Genomic DNA, 16,428 nt, shown 5'->3' with positions numbered 1-16,428 from the left:
CATGACCGACCCTGCACTCGATATCCACGACAAGCCGCTCTCCGAGGCGCTCGGCGAGCGGTACCTCTCCTACGCGCTGTCCACCATCATGGCGCGCTCGCTGCCCGACGTGCGCGACGGGCTGAAGCCGGTCCACCGCCGGCTGCTCTATGCCATGAGCCAGCTCAAGCTGGACCCGGACACCCCACCGAAGAAATGCGCCCGCGTCGTCGGCGACGTGATCGGCAAGTTCCACCCGCACGGCGACACCGCGGTCTACGACGCGCTGGTCCGGCTGGCGCAGGACTTCGCGGTCCGCTACCCCCTGATCGACGGGCAGGGCAACTTCGGCAATATCGACGGCGACAACGCCGCCGCCATGCGGTACACCGAGGCCCGCCTGACAGACGTGGCCCGCGCCCTGCTCGAAGGGATCGACGAGGACACCGTCGATTTCCGCGGCACCTACGACGGCGAGGGCGAGGAGCCGATCGTGCTTCCCGCCGCCTTCCCGAACCTGCTGGCCAACGGCTCGCAAGGCATCGCGGTCGGCATGGCGACCTCGATCCCGCCGCACAACGCGGAAGAGCTGTGCGACGCCCTGAGCCACCTGATCAAGAAGCCCGACGCCACGGTCGAGGACCTGGTCCGGTTCATTCCCGGCCCCGATTTCCCGACCGGCGGCGTCCTGGTCGAGTCGCAGGCCGCCATCGCCGAGGCCTACCGCACCGGGCGCGGCAGCTTCCGGGTGCGCGCCAAATGGGAGGTCGAGAAGCTGGGGCAGGGCACCTGGCAGATCGTCGTCACCGAGATCCCCTATCAGGTCCAGAAGAGCCGGCTGATCGAGAAGATCGCCGAGCTGCTGGCGGCGCGGAAGCTGTTCCTGCTCGACGACGTGCGCGACGAATCGGCGGAGGACATCCGCCTCGTCCTGGTGCCGAAGAACCGCAACGTCGATCCCGACGTGCTGATGGAATCGCTGTTCAAGACCACCGACCTGGAAACCCGGTTCGGCCTGAACATGAACGTGCTGGACAAGGACAACGTCCCGCGCGTCATGAACCTGCGCGAGGTCCTGCAAGCCTTCCTGGCGCACCGGATCGAGGTGCTGGAGCGGCGCTCGCGCCACCGGCTGGGCAAGATCGACCACCGGCTGGAAGTGCTGGGCGGCTACCTGATCGCCTACCTGAACCTGGACGAGGTGATCCGGATCATCCGCGAGGAGGACGAGCCCAAGCGCTCGCTGATCAAGGCCTTCTCGCTGACGGAGGTGCAGGCCGAGGCGATCCTGAACATGCGTCTGCGCTCGCTCCGCAAGCTGGAGGAGTTCGAGATCCGCAAGGAGCACGACAGCCTGTCGGCGGAGCGCGCCGACCTGCTCGACCTGCTGGAGAACGAGCCCCGGCGCTGGAAGGCGATCGCCAGGCAGGTCGCGGAGACCCGCAAGCGGTTCGGCAAGGCGACCAAGCTGGGCGCCCGCCGGACGGTGGTGGCCGACGCCCCGTCCGCCGTGATCATCCCGCTGGAGGCGATGGTCGAGCGCGAGCCCGTCACCGTCTTCTGCTCCGAGAAGGGCTGGATCCGCACGGTCAAGGGCCATCAGGCCGATACGTCCGACATCAAGTACAAGGACGGCGACCGGGAGCGCTTCGTGCTCCGGGTGGAGACCACGGACAAGCTGATCGTGCTGGGGACCAACGGCCGGTTCTATACGCTCGGGGTGGACAAGCTGCCGCGCGGCCGGGGATTCGGCGAGCCGCTGAGGCTGATGATCGATCTTGCCAACGACGCCGATCTGGTCACCCTGTTCAAGCACCGGCCGGGGCGCCGGCTGCTGGTCGCGGCCTCCAACGGCCGGGGCTTCCAGGTGGAGGAGGACGAGGTGATCGCCCAGACCCGCGGCGGCAAGCAGGTCATGACGCTCGGCGACGGCGTCGAGGCCAGGTTCTGCATCCCGGCGGAGGGCGACTCGGTCGCGGCGATCGGCAACAACCGCAAGCTCCTGGTATTCCCGCTGGAAGAGGTGCCGGTGATGGCGCGGGGCCGCGGCGTCATGATCCAGAAATACACCGACGGCAGCCTCGCCGACCTGACGACCTTCAAATTCTCGGAGGGGCTGTCGTGGAAGAGCGGGGAGCGCACCCGGCTGGAGGCCGACATGACCCCCTGGAAGGGCAACCGGGGCACGTCCGGGCGCCTGCCGCCCAACGGGTTCCCGAAGAACAACCGCTTCACCTGATCCCGATAAAGCTGTCCCGCCGAGGAACACTCCGACCGTCGTTTCGTTCTTCGTCGCACGAAGCCCCGGCATCACGGATGCCGGGGCATGTGACGACTGTCGGAGAGTGGGATGCGCAGAAGCCTGATGATGACGACCGCCGCGCTGGCCGCCTGGTCCTGGGTCCCGGGCGCCGGTGCGCAGCAGCCGGCACCCGTGACGGCGCCCCCGGGGCCGGAGATCAACGTCCAGCAGCCCCCGGCCTCGGTCGATGTCCAGCAGCCGGCCCCGGAGGTGACGGTCGAACAGCGGCCGCCGGAGATCATCATCGAGCAGCAGGCGCCGCAGATCATCGTCCGGCAGGCGCCGCCCCGGATCATCGTGCGCCAGCCGCCGCCCGAGATCACGGTCCGACAGTTCCAGCCCCAGGTGATCGTCCGGCAGCGCGAGCCCGAGGTGATCATCGAGCAGGCGGATCCCGAGATCCAGGTCGAGCAGCCGGAGCCCCGGGTGACCGTGCAGCAGGCGCAACCCCGGATCGACGTTCAGCAGGCCCAGCCGCAGGTGGTCATCGAGCAGCCAGAGCCGCGGGTCGATGTCCAGCCGGTCGTGCCGGCTCCCGCGCCGGCCGTTCCGCCCGCCCCGGCACCCATGGCCGAGGCGCCCGCCCCGATACCCGAGCCGGCGCCCGAGGCGGCGCCGGCCGACGGTCCCGTGGCGGGCGTGGCCCCGGAACGGATGATCGGCCGCCCCGTGGTCAATGCCCAGGGCGAACCGCTCGGCCAGATCCGGGACCTCCTGCTCGGGCCGGCCGGAACCGTGGAGACAGCCATCGTCGACGTGGGCGGCTATCTCGGCGCGCCGAAGGAGGTCGCGGTGCCGTGGGGGCAGGTGAACGCCGAACCGCAGGAGGGGCCGGTCACCCTGCCGATGGACCGGCAGCAGCTCGAAGCAGCACCCGACCACGACTATGCCGAGGGCGCCAACGCCGTCGTCGGCCCCGCCCGCTGACCCGCGCCGCAAACAGGAGCAAACCCCATGAAGAGACACCTTCTCCTGGCGCCGGCCCTGGCGCTCTGCCTGGCCGCTCCGGCCCTCGCCGCCGCCCTTGCCCAGGACCAGCCGGCCCCGGCGCCGCGGCAGGAGCCGGCGGGAGCCGTCGTCCAGGGCCAGGGCACGGTCGAGGTCCGGCCGGCCGACCCGCAGATCCGGATCGAATCGGCACCCGCGGAGGTGCAGGTCGAGACGACGGGCGAGCCGCAGATCCGCGTCGTCGAGGTGCCGACCATCGCCGGCCGCATGCCCGAGGATGTGGTCGGCTGGAACGTCCGCAACAGCGCTGGCGAGGACATCGGCGAGGTGCGCGATTTCGTGACCGAGCCGGACAGCCCGGCGATAACCAGCCTGGTCATGTCACGGTCCCGCCTGCTCGGGCTGGGCGAGCGGCTGGTCACGCTGCCGTGGGACAGCGTCCGGGTCGATCCGCAGGGGAACGCGCTGGTCACGACCCTGGGCCAGGAGGAACTGGATAACGCGCCGGAGTTCGAGTACGGCGCCGAAGCCAGCACGATCATCGGTCCGGAGCGGAACGACCAGTGACGGCCGGCAATCCCAAGAGAAGCGTAAATCCAAGAGAAGCGTGGAAGTACGGGTAGGAGCCATCAGAGATGTACAGGACATCCGTTTCCCTCGCGGCGCTGGCGATGCTCGCCTCGACCGCGGGCGCCGCGCAGGCGGAGATCCAGGTCGGCGTCGTGACTGCCGTGACGGGTTCCATGGCATCGTTCGGCGAGCAGATGCGCAGCGGCGTCGAGGCCGCCGCGAAGGAGATCAACGCCAAGGGCGGGATCAACGGAGAGGAGATCGGCGTCAAGGTCTATGACGACGCCTGCGACCCCAAGCAGGGCGTCTCCGCCGCCAACCAGATCGTCAACGACGGCATCCGGTTCGTCATCGGCCACATGTGCACGGGACCGTCGGTGCCGGCCTCCGACGTCTATTCGGAGGAGGGGATCGTCATGATCTCGCCGACCGCGACCGCGCCGGTGCTGACCGAGCGCGGCCTGGACAACGTCTTCCGGGTGGCGGGGCGCGACGACCAGCAGGGGCAGGTGGCCGCCGACCACATCGCGGCGCAGATCCAGAACCCCAAGGTCGCGATCATCCACGACAAGCAGGCCTACGGCAGCGGGCTGGCCGACGCCACGGCCAAGCGGCTCGCCGAGAAGGGCATCCAGCCGGTCATGACCGGCTCGGTCAATCCGGGCGAGAGCGATTTTTCCGCCCTGGTCACCAAGATGAAGTCGGAAGGCGTGAACACGGTCTATTTCGGCGGCTACCACGCGGAAGCCGGCCAGATCGTCCGCCAGATGGGCAACGCCGGCATGGACGCCGTGCTGGTCGCGGGCGACGGCCTGTCCAACCCGGACTTCTGGGCCATCACCGGGGAGAGCGGGGCCGGGACCCTGTTCACCTTCAGCCCGGACCCGACCGCCAATCCGACCGCCGCCCCCGTGATCGAGCAACTCCGCGCGGACGGCATCGACCCGGCCTTCTTCACGCTCTACAGCTACGCGGCCCTGCAGGTGCTGGCCCAGGGCATCGAGGCGGCCGGCGAACCGGAGCCGGATGCCGTCGCCGACGCGCTCCGCGAGGGGACCTTCGACACGGTGATCGGTCCGCTGGACTTCGACGACAAGGGCGACCTGACCGAGCCGGCCTACGTCATGTATTCCTGGCAGGACGGGAAGTACGGCCAAGTGTCGGCGCGATAAAGCTGTCGCCCGGGGGAGGGTGCGCGTCCCGCGCACCTCGGGCGGCGGGACGCCGCCCCTCCTCCGCTGTTGTCATGGGAATCCTATCCAAGACAGAAAGGCATCCCATGCGCAGCCTGCGAAATTCCACGGTCGTCATCACCGGCGCTTCGAGCGGCATCGGCCGGGCGACAGCCGTCGCCTTCGCCCGGCAGGGCGCCAACCTGGCCCTTGCCGCCCGCCGCGACGAGGCGCTGGACGAGGTTGCCGCCGAATGCCGGAGCCACGGCGCCGACGTGATCGCCATTCCGTCCGACGTGACCGAACTGGACGACATGCGCCTTCTGGCGGAGGAGGCGGCCGAGCGGTTCGGCGAGATCGACGTCTGGATCAACAATGCCGGCATCGGCCTGGTCGGGCCGTTCGCCGACGTGCCCATGGCCTCCCACCGGCAGGTGATCGAGACCAACCTGTTCGGCAGCATGAACGGCACCCATGCCGTGCTGCCCTATTTCCTGGAGCAGGGCCACGGCACGCTGATCACCAACATCTCGTTCGGCGCCTGGATCGCGCCGCCCTTCGCCGCCGCCTACGCCGCGAGCAAGTTCGGCCTGGAAGGCTTCACCCAGAGCCTGCGGCTGGAACTGGAGGAGTGGCCCGACATCCATGTCTGCAACGTGTTCCCCGCAGTGATCGACACGCCGGGGTACCAGCACGGCGGCAATTACATGGGCAAGGAGCTGAAGCCCGGATCGCCGCTGGTCCCGCCCGAGCGGGTGGCCGACGCGATGGTCGGGCTGGCGCTGCGCCCCCGGCGCGGCGTCAGCGTCGGCGCGCTGGCGCCGCTGACCAAGCTGGCCCACACCCTGGCGCCGGCCCTGACGGAGGAGGTGATGGCGCGCGGCCTGAGGCGTTATTTCCGGCGGGCGGCGCCGTCGCCCTATACCCACGGCTCGCTGTTCAGGCCGGTGCCCCAGGGGACCGGCGCCTCCGGCGGCTACCGGCAACAGACGAGCGGATCGCAATCCCTGATGCTCGCAGGGCTCGCCGCGGCCGGGGTGATCGCCGCCGGGGTGTTCGCCGCGCGCCGCTGAAACGGGTCTCACCAGAGCAGGCCGTAGACCTCGGCCATGCGGTCCATGCGGCGGCGGAAGCCGAATTCGGACTCGATCCGCCGCCGGGCCGCCCGGGCGAGCCGGCGCCGCGTTTCCGGGTCGCCGGCCAGGCGGCGCAGGCCGCCGGCCAGGGCTTCGGCCGACCCGGCGTCGACCGTCAGCATGTCGGTGCCGTCGCGGGCGAAGCTGTCGATGCCGCCGCACCGGGTCGCCAGCACCGGCACCTCCATCGCCATCGCTTCCAGAACCACGTTGGGCAAGCCCTCGCGGAGGCTGGACAGGCAGAACAGGTCGAAGCACTCGAACAGCCCGACCGTGTCGGCCCGGAAGCCCAGCAGCCGGATGCGGTCGCCATGCCCCGTCGCGGCGGCCTGGGCCTCAAGCGCCGCCTTCTCCTCGCCCTCGCCGGCGATCCACAGTTCCAGGTCCAGGCCCTCGCCGATCAGTTGCGCGACCGCCCGGATCAGCAGGTCGAACCCCTTCTCGGGGGACAGCCGCCCGACGGCGCCGACCAGCAGGCGGCCGGGGGGCAGGTGGCCGCGCTCCGAAGCCAGGACGGCGGGGCCGGTCCGGCGGAAATCCTCCGTGTCGATGGCGTTCTCGATCAGGTGCAGCCGGTCCTCCGGAACGCCGCCGGCGCGGCAGCGCTCGTACAGGTCGGACGACACGACGATCACCTGGTCATGGCGCGGCAGCGTCCAGCGATCGATCGCGTAATAGAGCGGCGTCTTGGAGGTATGCTTGACCCAGCCGTGGACCGTCGTCACCAGCTTGAAGCCGAGCAGCGGCTTCAGCAGCACGCCGAACAGGTTCGTCTTGTAGTCGTGGCCGTGCCAGATCCTGACATCGTTCTCCCGGCAGACCGCCGCCAGGCGACGCAGGCTCGCCGGGCTGAAGGCGGAGGCATCGTCCACCTCGATCAGCGGGCAGTCCTTGGCGGACGCCCGCCTTCGCAGCACCTCGAATCCCGGATCGCCCGGCGGGCGCAGATAGCAGGCCAGTTCGCGGTAGCCGGTGCCGCGCATGTAGCGGGGCGAATTGAAGATGGTCTTTTCCGGCCCGCCGCCGGTTCCGGTTACGATCCGGGTATGCAGCACCGTGACGGCATCGACGGCGCCGCCGCCGGGAGGGACGATGACGTTCATGACGATGCCGTGATCCAGCGTTCGAACTGCGCCGCCTTGGCGTCCCAGCCTTCCCCGGAGAGGCGGGCGCGGGCCCGCGCCTGGGCCTCCGGCAGGGAGCGGCGCGCCCGATGCAGGCACAGGGAGGCGAAGCGGGTTGGGTCGGCGGTCAGGTCCAGGGCGTCGGCCCAGGCCCGGTTGGCGGGGAGGGGAGTCGCCACCACCGGCAGGCCGGTCGCCAGATACTCCTTCAGCTTCAGGGGCTGCATGGCCCGGGTGACGGGCAGGTCGGCATAGGGCATCACCAGGACGTCGGCATCCTCCGCGAGGTCCGGCAGGCGGTCATAGGGGACGGGGCCGAGCCAGGTGACGGCGGGGCTCCGGGCCAGCCGCTCGTCCACGTCGTCGTGCCGGCCGACCATCCTCAGGTCGCAGGTCTCGGCCAGGGTCAGGCAGATGTCGGCATCCAGCCTGCGGTCGGCATGGCCCCAGTAGAGCGCGATGGGGCGCCGCCCCGGTCCGCACAGGGGGCGGCGGCGCACGCCGCTCCAGTGATCCAGGTCGATGCCGTGGGTCAGGAGCCGCGCGTCGAAGCCCAACCCCGACAGGCGCCGGCGCAGCACCTCGGAAACGCAGATCACGCCGGAGGCATGGTTCAGCAGGTCGCGTTCCAGGGTCCGCAGGGTCCCGCCGTCCAGCCCCGGCCACTCGGCGAAGTCGTCCACGCAATAGTAGATCCAGTTCAGGCCGGGAAAGTCGGCGGCCAGATCCGCGGTTATCGGCACCGTCGTGATCACCGCCGCCGGGGCGGGGTCACGTTCCAGCACGGGGGCCAGCGCCCGCCGCAGCAACCTGCGGTTCAGCGCGCGCTCGGCCCGGTTCTTGAAGCCCGGCCAGTGGACGGGGGAGTGGATCCGGGGAGCGGGGTCTTCCGAAGCCTCCGGCTTGGCGGCGCCGGCCGTCCGGAACCATGAGGCTGCCTTCTCCACCGCGCGCGCCAGGTCGGCGCGGGTCAGGCCGGGGCGGCGGGTGCCGATCGTGTTGACCCAGTCCACCTCGAAGCGCGGCAGGAGATGCCGGACGAGATGCTGGGTACTGCTGGGGTGACGGCCCCAATCGTCGCTGAAGACGACCAGGCGCGACCGGGACGGGCTGGGCCGCGATGGCTTCGAAACGGTCGGAGATGTTTCCCGATGCATGGCTGCACCTTGGTGATCCCCTGGTGGGGCATGAAGAACGCTGAAATCCGGAAATGCTGATCCCGGACTGCGGGAAGTACGTACCCGAACCAGGATGCATAGCAAGCCTATCTATTAGGATTTAGCCCCAAAGTATCAGGCGGCCGTGCCAGTGCCGGCGCATTGGGATAAGCCCTTGGTCCGATGCAGAGTGAATGAATTTTTCCGGTATTCCTTCGCGTTCTTCAGGTGTCGAGGCTCAGGCGCGATAATGACGAATGAGCACTTGATTGTGTCAAATCCATTACTCTCTAGGAAAGCCTGATGGACGAAACTCCGGTTGTTCTGGTCACCGGCGGCGCCGGCTATATCGGATCCCATGCCGTGCTGGCCCTGCAGGATGCCGGTTTCCCGGTCGTCGTCTTCGACAATCTCTCGACCGGCATCCGGTCGGCCGTCCCGGACGGCGTCCCGCTGATCGAAGGCGACATCGCCGACACCGAGCATGTGGCGGAAGTGATCCGCGGCTTCCAGGTCGGCGCGATCATGCATTTCGCCGGCAGCATCGTGGTCTCGGAGTCGGTCGAGAAGCCGCTGAAGTATTACCGCAACAACACCCAGAACAGCCTGGGCCTGATCGAGACCTGCGTGCGCCTGGGCGTGAAGCACTTCATCTTCTCCTCGACCGCCGCCGTCTACGGCGAGCCCGAGGCCTATCCGATCGACGAGGAGTCGCCGACCCGGCCGATCAATCCCTACGGCCAGTCCAAGCTGATGACCGAGCATATGCTGCGCGATGCCTCGGCGGCCCACGGGCTGAACACCGGCATCCTCCGCTATTTCAACGTGGCGGGCGCGGACCCGGCCGGCCGGGCGGGCCAGAACACCCCGGCCGCGACGCACCTGATCAAGGTGGCGGTCCAGGCGGCGCTGGGGCTGCGCCCCGCGATATCCGTGTTCGGAACGGACTACGACACGCCCGACGGCACCTGCATCCGCGACTACATCCATGTCTCGGACCTGGCCGACGCCCATGTGCTGGCGCTGCGCCATCTGGTCGGAAAGGGCGGCAACCTGCTGGTCAACTGCGCCTACGGCAGGGGCTTCTCGGTGCGCGAGGTGCTGAAGGCGGTGGAGAAGGTCATTGGCCGCCCGCTGCCGGTCGACGACGCGCCGCGCCGTGCCGGCGATCCGCCGGCCCTGGTCGCCAAGGCCGACCGGATCCACGGGCTGCTGGGCTGGAAGCCCGCCCATGGCAGCCTGGAGGAAATGGTGGAGACGGCCCTGGCCTGGGAGCGCCGCTCCGCCGAAGAGTCCAAGGCGCGCCGGGCCTCCTGACATGTCGATCCAGGACTTCGCGTTCGGAGCCCGCGCCGGGCGGATCGATCCCTATGACGAGGAAGACCGCGCGGAGCGCCGCGTGCGCGAGGTCCTGCGCCTGACGCAGGACCTGCGCGAACTCTTCCCCGGCTCCAGCGGCATCCTGGACATCGCGGTCGGCAACGCCGAGGCGGTGCCCTGGTATCGCACCCTGTTCCGCGGCGTCCGCCTCGTGTGCCTGGAACCGGATCGCCCGTCGCCCGCGATCGCGCGGTTCGGCGGACTGGCCTACTACCGTCGCTTCGACGGAATCAGGGTGCCCTACGGCGCCGACAGCTTCGACGTCGTCACCGGTTTCGGCGCCCTGACCGAGTCGTCCCCCGAGGTCCGGCCGCTCCTGCTGGGCGAGCTGCTGAGGGTGCTGAAGCCGGGAGGACTGCTCGTCCTGTTCGAGCCGACCGGCGGGGAGAGCCCGTTGGGCAGCCGCGATGCGCGCCGCGCGGTCGGGGACGCGGGTTTCTGGAACGTGGCGATCCGGTACGGCGGGGCCATTCCGTTCCTGCCTTTCGGGCCGGAGTACCATGTGGTCGGGTGCAAGCTCTGACCGTCCGGTGATACATCGCGATCCGGCCAGCCTCGGCGGCGTCCTGCCCGACGTTCCGGACGGCGACTTCTACGATACCGGCACGTGGTACAGGGTCTTCGCCGAAACCTGCCTGGATCCCGGAGACCGCCTGTCGGTGGAAGCCACCCCGGAGGGGCTGGTCCTGCCGCTGCGCGAGCGGCTGGACGCGCTGGGGCCGTTCCGGGGAGTGCAGCTGTCCTGGCTCGGCAATTACTACACCTGCCGTTTCGGCCCGCTCCAGTCCGGGACCGCCGATGCCGCCGCGGCCTTCGAGACCTGGGGGCGGCAGGTCCGGCGCCGCGAGCCGCGCCCCGCGCGGCTGGTGTTCTCGGCCCTGGACGGAGGGACCGCCACGCTGGACCCGCTGCGGCGGGGGCTGCGGCGCGCCGGGTACCTGGTCGAGACGGTCGAGGATTTCGGCAACTGGTACAGCCCGGTCGCTGGCGGCTTCGAGGAATACTGGAACGGGCGCGGCACCCGTCTGCGCAACACCGTCGAGCGCAAGGAACGGGCGTTGCGGCGCGACCACCGGGTGGACCTGGAGGTCTTCCGGTCGCCGGCCGACGCGGAGCGGGCGACCGAACTGTACGAGCATGTCCACGCCTTGTCGTGGAAGGAGCCGGAGCCTTATCCGCTCTTCATTCCGAGCCTGATCCGCGCCGGGCTGGAGGCGGGCGCCGTCCGGGTCGGCGTGCTGACGGTGGATGGCGAACCGGTAGCCGCCCAGCTCTGGATCGTCTGGCGGGGCCGCGCCACCATCTTCAAGCTGTCCTATGCCGAGAACCGCCGTAAGCTCTCCGCAGGCTCGATCCTGACGCGCCACATGGTGCGCGAGGCTTTCCGGTCCGGCGACGTCGCGGAGATCGATTTCGGCTGCGGCGACGATGCCTACAAGAAGGAGTGGCTGCCCCTGCGCCGCCAGCGCTGGACGCTCACCGCGTACGATCCGACGACGGCCTGCGGCGCCGCCCATACGCTCCGGCGCTATCTGCCGCGCCTGATCCGCCGACGGCTGCTGGGGCGGTGATGCAGTCCGGCGAAGGTGGTGGAGGAGCCAGGATTTGAACCTGAAACTGCTGTCCCGGAGGACAGGGCTTTCCCGATTAAGCTACTCCCCCGATATCCGGGCCGTCAGGCGGCGTAGAGCGCCTCGCCGTAGGTCTTGGCGAACAGGGACTGAAGCTCCTGGAAAAGCTGTTCCACCTCTTCGTCCCAGGACTGGCCGACGCCGTCGGTCCGCCGGACATTGTAGAGGTCCAGGGCGGTGACCAGCAGCCGGGCGTCGTCGCGGGACAGGTCGAACTTCTTCGTCCGCATCGCCTGTTCCAGCGCCCCGATCAGGGCATCGTAGCGCGCGGTGGTGCGCCGCTCCTCGATCGTGGAGACACGGAAGCCGGCGGCATCCGTCCGGTGACCAATTCGGGCCGCCGCATCGAGCGTCCGGATAACCTGTTCGAGCTTCTTGCGGCTTGTCCGCGGGTGGAACATCGTGCCTCCTGACTTGCCGCGACCCTAGCCAAAGAAGAGATGCCGTGACAATCGCCGATCGGGCCACACCCCCACAGTTCCACCCAAGTGTTCCCGAGGTGGTAACCCGTGATCCGCCGCATTTGTTTCATGTCTTTTCTTCCTTCGAGGTCGGCGGGCAGCAGATGCGTTTCGCCAAGATCGCGAACCGCCTGGAACGGCGCTACCGGCATACCATCGTGTCGGTGGACGGGAACACCGATTGCCTCGACCGGCTGGACCCCGGCCTGGACGTGACGGTGCTTCCGGTGGACGTGGAGAAGGGCAGGGCCTTAAGCCTGCGCAACCTGGCGCGTTTCCGGCGGGTGCTGCGCGACCGGCGGCCCGACCTGCTGCTGACCTATGCGTGGGGGGCGGTCGAGTGGGGGCTGGCGAACCGCCTTCCCGCCCGCTGCCCCCATCTGCATTTCGAGGACGGCTTCGGGCCGGACGAGGCGATCGGCCGGCATTTCCGCCGGCGCATCTGGTTCCGCCGGGTGGCGCTGGCCGGTCCCACGGAAGTGATCGTGCCGAGCCGGCTGCTGGAGCGGATCGCGCTGGAGAGCTGGCGGATTCCGCGTCGGCGGGTCCGCTTCATCCCGAACGGGATCGACTGTGCGCGGTTCGCCGCCGCTCCCGACGGGACGGCGCTGCCGCCGCGCCGTCCCGGCGAGCTTCTGGTCGGGTCGGTCGGGACGCTCCGCCGCGAGAAGAATTTCGGCCGGCTGCTGCGCGCCTTCGCGGCGCTGCCGCCGGACCCGCCGGCCCGGCTGGTCCTGATCGGCGACGGCCCCGACCGCCCGGCGCTTGAAGCCGCCGCCCGTGACCTCGGCATCGGGGATCGGGTGGATTTCAGGGGCAACATGATGAACCCGGAGCGGGCGCTGGGATTGCTGGACGTCTTCGCGATCTCGTCCGACACCGAGCAGATGCCGCTGAGCCTGCTGGAAGCCATGGCGGCGGCGCGGCCCGTGGTCTCGACCGACGTCGGCGACGTGAGGGCCATGGTCACCGAAGAAAACCGGCCGCTCGTCGTGGAACGGGACGATAAGGCGGCACTGACCGCGGCGCTCCGCCGCCTGCTGACCGACGCCACGCTCCGCCGCAGGCTGGGCAACGCCAACCGTGCCCGCGTGGTCCGGGAGTACGGCGAAGAAGCGATGCTGGAGACGTACGACCGGCTCTTCGAGGCGTTCAGTCGTCCGGCGCCGCCGCAACGTCCGGCTTGACGCCGGGGCCTCACCCCTTAAGCTCCACCCTGCAAGGGGAGGAAACATGAAAGAGAACAGACTTCGCTCGATCTGGCGCGACGGCGGCAGCGCCCTGAACTGCTGGCTGTCGATCCCGGACGGGTACGCGGCCGAGACGATGGCGCACCAGGGCTGGGACAGCCTGACCGTCGACATGCAGCACGGCGTGATCGATTACGGCGCTTCGGTCGCCATGATGACCGCGATCTCGACCACCGCCGCGGCGCCGCTGGTGCGCGTGCCCTGGCTGGACGAGGCTTACATCATGAAGGCCCTCGATGCCGGTGCCGCCGGCATCATCTGTCCCATGGTGAACAGCAGGGCGGAGGCGGAGCGCTTGGTCGGCGCCTGCCGCTATCCGCCCCAGGGCTACAGGAGCTTCGGGCCGAACCGGGCGATGCTGACCTCGGGCGGCGATTATCCCGAGCATGCCAACGCCGACATCGTCGTCTTCGCGATGATCGAGACGAAGGAGGCGCTGGATAACCTGGACGACATCCTCGGCACGCCGGGGCTGGACGCGATCTATGTCGGCCCGGCGGACCTGTGCTACGCGCTGACCGGCAGGTTCGGCTTCGACCATACGGAGCCGCCGATGTACGACGCGATCGTGGATATCCGCGAGCGGGCCGCGGCGCGCGGCGTGATGCCGGGAATCCACTGCGGCTCCGCGGCCTATGCCCGGCGCATGATCGAGCTGGGCTACCGGTTCGTGACCGGCGGCTCCGACGTCCATCTCATGGCGGCCGGCGCGCGTGCGGCGGTGCTGGAAGCGACCGGGCACGGGACATCCCCGGAGGCGCCGTCGGAGCGGCAGGCGGTCGGACTCTACTGAGCCGGGCTCCGGATGGAAAATGGGCGCCGCCGACCGGCCGGTCGGCGGCGCCCTTCTCCGTCGGCGAGGTCTGTCCGGCGGGACGCGTCAGGCGTTGCCGGTCTTCTCCTCGGCGCGCTTCTGCATCTGCTCCGCGGTCAGGCCCTGCTTCTCGGCCTCCTCCTGGCCGGCGTCGCGGGCGGCTTCGACGCCCGCTTCGGCGGCGGTGCGGACCACGTTGGTGGCGCGGTCGACCGCCTCGCTGCCGAACTCGCGGGCCCGGCTGTAGAACTCGTCGCTGTACTCGCCCAGCAGCTCGTTCTCATAGCGGCTGGCGGGAATGCTGGCTCCCAGCACCGCGCCGACGGCGATGCCCATGATGCCGGCCATCAGCGGGTGCTCGTCGACCAGCCCGACGACGCTTCCGTAGCCCTGGCGGGCACGCTGCGAGGCCCGGTCGCCGTACTGGCGGGCGCGCTCGCGATAGTCGCCCTGGCGCCCCGTGCCGCCGTAGGCGTCGCCGCCGGAATAGCCGGACCCGGAGAAGCCCTGGCCCTGACCGCCGGTGCGGCTCTGGACGCGGTCCCGCATGGACTGGGCGGTGTTGCCGGCCTGGTCGCGCCACTCGGACGCGCGGTTCGTCGCCTGGTCGCGGAACTCCGAAGCCCGGTGAAGGGCCTGGTCGCGCAGTTCCTCCGCCCGGTGCAGGGCGGTGTTGCCGTACTGGCGCGCGCGCCGACGGGCGTCGCGGATGCGGCTGTCGACGCCGGGATGGCTGGTGTTGCTCCAGACCAGCCAGCCCACGCCGAGGCCGATCAGCGCCAGCGGCACCGGATTGCCGAGGATCGAGCGGTCGTCGTCGTCGTGGGAGTAGTTGCCGTGGCTTTCGTAATAGGTTCTGTTCATGGTGTTCCGCCTGATGGTCTGCGGGCTGCGGCTCTGCCCCGGAATGGGACAGGCGCGCCCTGGTGGATTGTTCGGCCGGGCCGTTCCGGCCCGTGGGGCGGTCAGCGCCCCATCTGCGCCTTCGCCCAGTCCTTGTCGTCCTGCAGGGTCGAGATGGTCCGGTTCGGCTGTAGGTTCTTGGCCGCCAGCTTGCTCTTGCCCATCGACACCAGGATGATGCCGATCACCGTCACGACGCCGCCGACGATCAATGCGGCCAGCCAGGGCTCCATCAACGTCGCCAGGTAGTAGGTCAGGGCGAGCAGCAGGAAGATCACGCCCGCGAAGGCGACCATGCCGCCGGCGGCCAGCGAGACCGCTCCGGTCGTCGCCTGGTTCACCTTCTCGGACATCTCGACCTTGGCGAGCTCGACCTCCTTGCGCACCAGGGTGGTCGTCTCGTGGGCGAGCTCGGTCAGCAAGCCCGTCAGCGGCCGGTCGCCACCAGTCCGCTGCGGATCATCGTATCCGCGGAAGCTGTCGTCCGGCCTGCCGGTCATGGCCTGGTCCCCCTCGGCGGAGTGGTCCCCTTGCTCTCGGTGTCGGGCTTCACGGTCGAAGCGGTGCTTCCGGAAGAAGGAACCGCCGTGCCGCCCAGGCCGCCGGTCGACCGCTCCTCGTGCGCCGACGTCCCGACGACGCCGGTGTTACGCTGCATGGCGCCGATGCCGCCGGCATTGCCGATCCCCGCGCCGAGGCCGGAGCCGCCGGCTCCCGTTCCCGAAACGCCGGCCGTCCCGGCGGGAGAGCCGGTCGTCGCCGCACCGGCGGAACCGGCCATGGTTCCCGAAGCGGTTCCGGCGGAGGTGCCGCCGATGCCCGACGACGAGGTGCCGGTCCCCGTCGAGTAGCCGCGGCTGCCGGTCTCGCGCCGGGCGAATTCGCCGGCGCTTCCGCCGTACCCGCCGGTCTGCCGGCCATAGCTGCCCCCACCATAGCTTCCGCCGTAGCCGCCCTGGCCCATGCCGCCCTGGCCCATGCCGCCGCGGTACCGCGCGCCGCGGCTGCCGGAGGTGCGCAGGAAGCGGGCGATGGCGAAGCCGACCACGACCGCGCCGCCGAGGAACAGCTCCGGCTGGCGGCGCGCGAAATGCTCGGCCTGGCCGATCAGGTCGTCCAGGTCGCGGTCGCGCAGGCTGTCGGCGAACTGCTCGATACGCTGTGCGGCCGTATCGGTATAGCGCGCGACCATGTCCTCGTTCCGCTCGCTGAGCTGGTCGGCGGCCTGGTGGAGAGCCTGCGCAACGCTGCCGATGCTGTCGGCGACGCGATGCTGCTGATGCTCGAAGGCCGAACGGGCGCGGGTGCGGGCGGCGCCGGCGAGCCGGTTGCCCTCTTCCCCGACCTGCTGCTTGGCCTGTTCGACCGTGTTGGATGCGGTCTCGCGGGCCGATCCGGTGGTGGAGGCGCCCAACCCCGACCCGGTGGAACTGCCCGGGGAACCGCCCAGGGACCCATTCGTGTCGCGCGTAGCCATATTCAGGACCTCCTCATGACGCTGTTCTTCGTTGCGCTCATTCACGCATTCTGACCAAAGATCTCCCAAGGAACAGCGAGCGACGGATATGAGTTCCAAAGGGGTGCCGGATGGCAGGGCCGCC

16 protein-coding genes and 1 tRNA gene are annotated in these 16,428 nt (G+C 69.8%); 10 read left to right on the top strand and 7 right to left on the bottom strand.

Annotated features, from left to right (window positions below; translation table 11 throughout):
- The first annotated feature begins 1 nt into the window (after position 1).
- From parC to IGS68_RS16820, 5 genes are all read left to right on the top strand, one after another.
- Complete coding sequence (gene parC / locus IGS68_RS16840; RefSeq protein ID WP_201071482.1) at positions 2–2,218, top strand: DNA topoisomerase IV subunit A; 2,217 nt, start codon at positions 2–4, stop codon at positions 2,216–2,218.
- Positions 2,219–2,329: 111 nt separating this feature from the next.
- Positions 2,330–3,208, top strand: a complete 879-nt coding sequence (locus IGS68_RS16835) for a PRC-barrel domain-containing protein (protein ID WP_201071479.1) — start codon at positions 2,330–2,332, stop codon at positions 3,206–3,208.
- Positions 3,209–3,235: 27 nt separating this feature from the next.
- Entirely contained in the window at positions 3,236–3,796 is a 561-nt protein-coding gene (locus IGS68_RS16830) for a PRC-barrel domain-containing protein (protein ID WP_201071476.1), read from the top strand.
- A gap of 68 nt (positions 3,797–3,864) precedes the next feature.
- Entirely contained in the window at positions 3,865–4,971 is a 1,107-nt protein-coding gene (locus tag IGS68_RS16825) for an ABC transporter substrate-binding protein (protein ID WP_201071474.1), read from the top strand.
- 107 nt (positions 4,972–5,078) lie between these two features.
- On the top strand, positions 5,079–6,044 hold the full coding sequence (locus tag IGS68_RS16820; protein ID WP_201071472.1) for an SDR family oxidoreductase: 966 nt from the start codon (positions 5,079–5,081) through the stop codon (positions 6,042–6,044).
- An 8-nt stretch (positions 6,045–6,052) separates the two neighbouring features.
- Here IGS68_RS16820 and IGS68_RS16815 read toward each other — a convergent pair whose 3' ends face one another.
- Positions 6,053–7,210 carry a glycosyltransferase family 4 protein gene (locus IGS68_RS16815; RefSeq protein ID WP_201071470.1) on the bottom strand — a complete coding sequence of 386 codons (1,158 nt, stop codon included), beginning with the start codon at positions 7,208–7,210 and terminating at the stop codon, positions 6,053–6,055.
- Positions 7,207–8,388: a glycosyltransferase gene (locus tag IGS68_RS16810; protein WP_201071468.1), complete on the bottom strand. Its 1,182-nt coding sequence runs from the start codon at positions 8,386–8,388 to the stop codon at positions 7,207–7,209. The genes IGS68_RS16815 and IGS68_RS16810 overlap by 4 nt, the downstream gene beginning before the upstream one ends.
- A gap of 303 nt (positions 8,389–8,691) precedes the next feature.
- Between IGS68_RS16810 and galE the strand changes: the two genes are divergently transcribed.
- The 3 genes from galE to IGS68_RS16795 are packed head-to-tail and all read left to right on the top strand — an operon-like array spanning position 8,692 to position 11,339.
- Entirely contained in the window at positions 8,692–9,705 is a 1,014-nt protein-coding gene (gene galE, locus IGS68_RS16805) for a UDP-glucose 4-epimerase GalE (RefSeq protein ID WP_201071466.1), read from the top strand.
- A 1-nt stretch (position 9,706) separates the two neighbouring features.
- The gene (locus IGS68_RS16800) at positions 9,707–10,291 is read left to right on the top strand and encodes a methyltransferase domain-containing protein (RefSeq protein ID WP_201071464.1); all 585 of its coding nucleotides are present in this window, start codon (positions 9,707–9,709) and stop codon (positions 10,289–10,291) included.
- Positions 10,292–10,298: 7 nt separating this feature from the next.
- Entirely contained in the window at positions 10,299–11,339 is a 1,041-nt protein-coding gene (locus IGS68_RS16795) for a GNAT family N-acetyltransferase (RefSeq protein ID WP_201071461.1), read from the top strand.
- A 16-nt stretch (positions 11,340–11,355) separates the two neighbouring features.
- On the opposite strand, the gene IGS68_RS16790 is transcribed toward IGS68_RS16795, so the two are convergent.
- Both IGS68_RS16790 and IGS68_RS16785 read right to left on the bottom strand, forming a co-directional pair.
- Positions 11,356–11,430, bottom strand: a tRNA-OTHER gene (locus IGS68_RS16790).
- A 13-nt stretch (positions 11,431–11,443) separates the two neighbouring features.
- Positions 11,444–11,800: a hypothetical protein gene (locus IGS68_RS16785; protein ID WP_201071453.1), complete on the bottom strand. Its 357-nt coding sequence runs from the start codon at positions 11,798–11,800 to the stop codon at positions 11,444–11,446.
- A gap of 164 nt (positions 11,801–11,964) precedes the next feature.
- Between IGS68_RS16785 and IGS68_RS16780 the strand changes: the two genes are divergently transcribed.
- A complete protein-coding gene (locus IGS68_RS16780; protein ID WP_201071451.1) occupies positions 11,965–13,047 on the top strand; it encodes a glycosyltransferase family 4 protein in 1,083 nt (360 codons plus the stop codon).
- Between the two features lie 46 nt (positions 13,048–13,093).
- Complete coding sequence (locus tag IGS68_RS16775; RefSeq protein WP_201071449.1) at positions 13,094–13,903, top strand: HpcH/HpaI aldolase family protein; 810 nt, start codon at positions 13,094–13,096, stop codon at positions 13,901–13,903.
- A gap of 87 nt (positions 13,904–13,990) precedes the next feature.
- Here IGS68_RS16775 and IGS68_RS16770 read toward each other — a convergent pair whose 3' ends face one another.
- The 3 genes from IGS68_RS16770 to IGS68_RS16760 all read right to left on the bottom strand — a co-directional run bounded on the left by IGS68_RS16770 (position 13,991) and on the right by IGS68_RS16760 (position 16,304).
- A complete protein-coding gene (locus IGS68_RS16770) occupies positions 13,991–14,788 on the bottom strand; it encodes a hypothetical protein (protein WP_201071446.1) in 798 nt (265 codons plus the stop codon).
- A gap of 101 nt (positions 14,789–14,889) precedes the next feature.
- Positions 14,890–15,327, bottom strand: a complete 438-nt coding sequence (locus IGS68_RS16765; protein WP_201071443.1) for a phage holin family protein — start codon at positions 15,325–15,327, stop codon at positions 14,890–14,892.
- A complete protein-coding gene (locus IGS68_RS16760; protein ID WP_201071440.1) occupies positions 15,324–16,304 on the bottom strand; it encodes a hypothetical protein in 981 nt (326 codons plus the stop codon). The genes IGS68_RS16765 and IGS68_RS16760 overlap by 4 nt, the downstream gene beginning before the upstream one ends.
- Positions 16,305–16,428: the final 124 nt, after the last annotated feature.

Source organism: Skermanella sp. TT6 (assembly GCF_016653635.2).
GTDB lineage: Bacteria > Pseudomonadota > Alphaproteobacteria > Azospirillales > Azospirillaceae > Skermanella > Skermanella cutis.
Note: the sequence above shows the minus strand (reverse complement) of the source record. Positions and strands in the feature narration are given on the sequence as shown.

What these genes read in the sequence shown, in the direction of transcription:
- IGS68_RS16770 (WP_201071446.1), bottom strand. Translation starts at nt 14,788, where the DNA reads ATGAACAGAACCTATTACGAAAGCCACGGCAACTACTCCCACGACGAC.
- IGS68_RS16760 (WP_201071440.1), bottom strand. Translation starts at nt 16,304, where the DNA reads ATGGCTACGCGCGACACGAATGGGTCCCTGGGCGGTTCCCCGGGCAGT.
- IGS68_RS16835 (WP_201071479.1), top strand. Translation starts at nt 2,330, where the DNA reads ATGCGCAGAAGCCTGATGATGACGACCGCCGCGCTGGCCGCCTGGTCC.
- IGS68_RS16815 (WP_201071470.1), bottom strand. Translation starts at nt 7,210, where the DNA reads ATGAACGTCATCGTCCCTCCCGGCGGCGGCGCCGTCGATGCCGTCACG.
- IGS68_RS16780 (WP_201071451.1), top strand. Translation starts at nt 11,965, where the DNA reads ATGCGTTTCGCCAAGATCGCGAACCGCCTGGAACGGCGCTACCGGCAT.
- IGS68_RS16825 (WP_201071474.1), top strand. Translation starts at nt 3,865, where the DNA reads ATGTACAGGACATCCGTTTCCCTCGCGGCGCTGGCGATGCTCGCCTCG.
- parC (WP_201071482.1), top strand. Translation starts at nt 2, where the DNA reads ATGACCGACCCTGCACTCGATATCCACGACAAGCCGCTCTCCGAGGCG.
- IGS68_RS16820 (WP_201071472.1), top strand. Translation starts at nt 5,079, where the DNA reads ATGCGCAGCCTGCGAAATTCCACGGTCGTCATCACCGGCGCTTCGAGC.
- IGS68_RS16810 (WP_201071468.1), bottom strand. Translation starts at nt 8,388, where the DNA reads ATGCATCGGGAAACATCTCCGACCGTTTCGAAGCCATCGCGGCCCAGC.
- galE (WP_201071466.1), top strand. Translation starts at nt 8,692, where the DNA reads ATGGACGAAACTCCGGTTGTTCTGGTCACCGGCGGCGCCGGCTATATC.
- IGS68_RS16830 (WP_201071476.1), top strand. Translation starts at nt 3,236, where the DNA reads ATGAAGAGACACCTTCTCCTGGCGCCGGCCCTGGCGCTCTGCCTGGCC.
- IGS68_RS16785 (WP_201071453.1), bottom strand. Translation starts at nt 11,800, where the DNA reads ATGTTCCACCCGCGGACAAGCCGCAAGAAGCTCGAACAGGTTATCCGG.
- IGS68_RS16775 (WP_201071449.1), top strand. Translation starts at nt 13,094, where the DNA reads ATGAAAGAGAACAGACTTCGCTCGATCTGGCGCGACGGCGGCAGCGCC.
- IGS68_RS16800 (WP_201071464.1), top strand. Translation starts at nt 9,707, where the DNA reads ATGTCGATCCAGGACTTCGCGTTCGGAGCCCGCGCCGGGCGGATCGAT.
- IGS68_RS16765 (WP_201071443.1), bottom strand. Translation starts at nt 15,327, where the DNA reads ATGACCGGCAGGCCGGACGACAGCTTCCGCGGATACGATGATCCGCAG.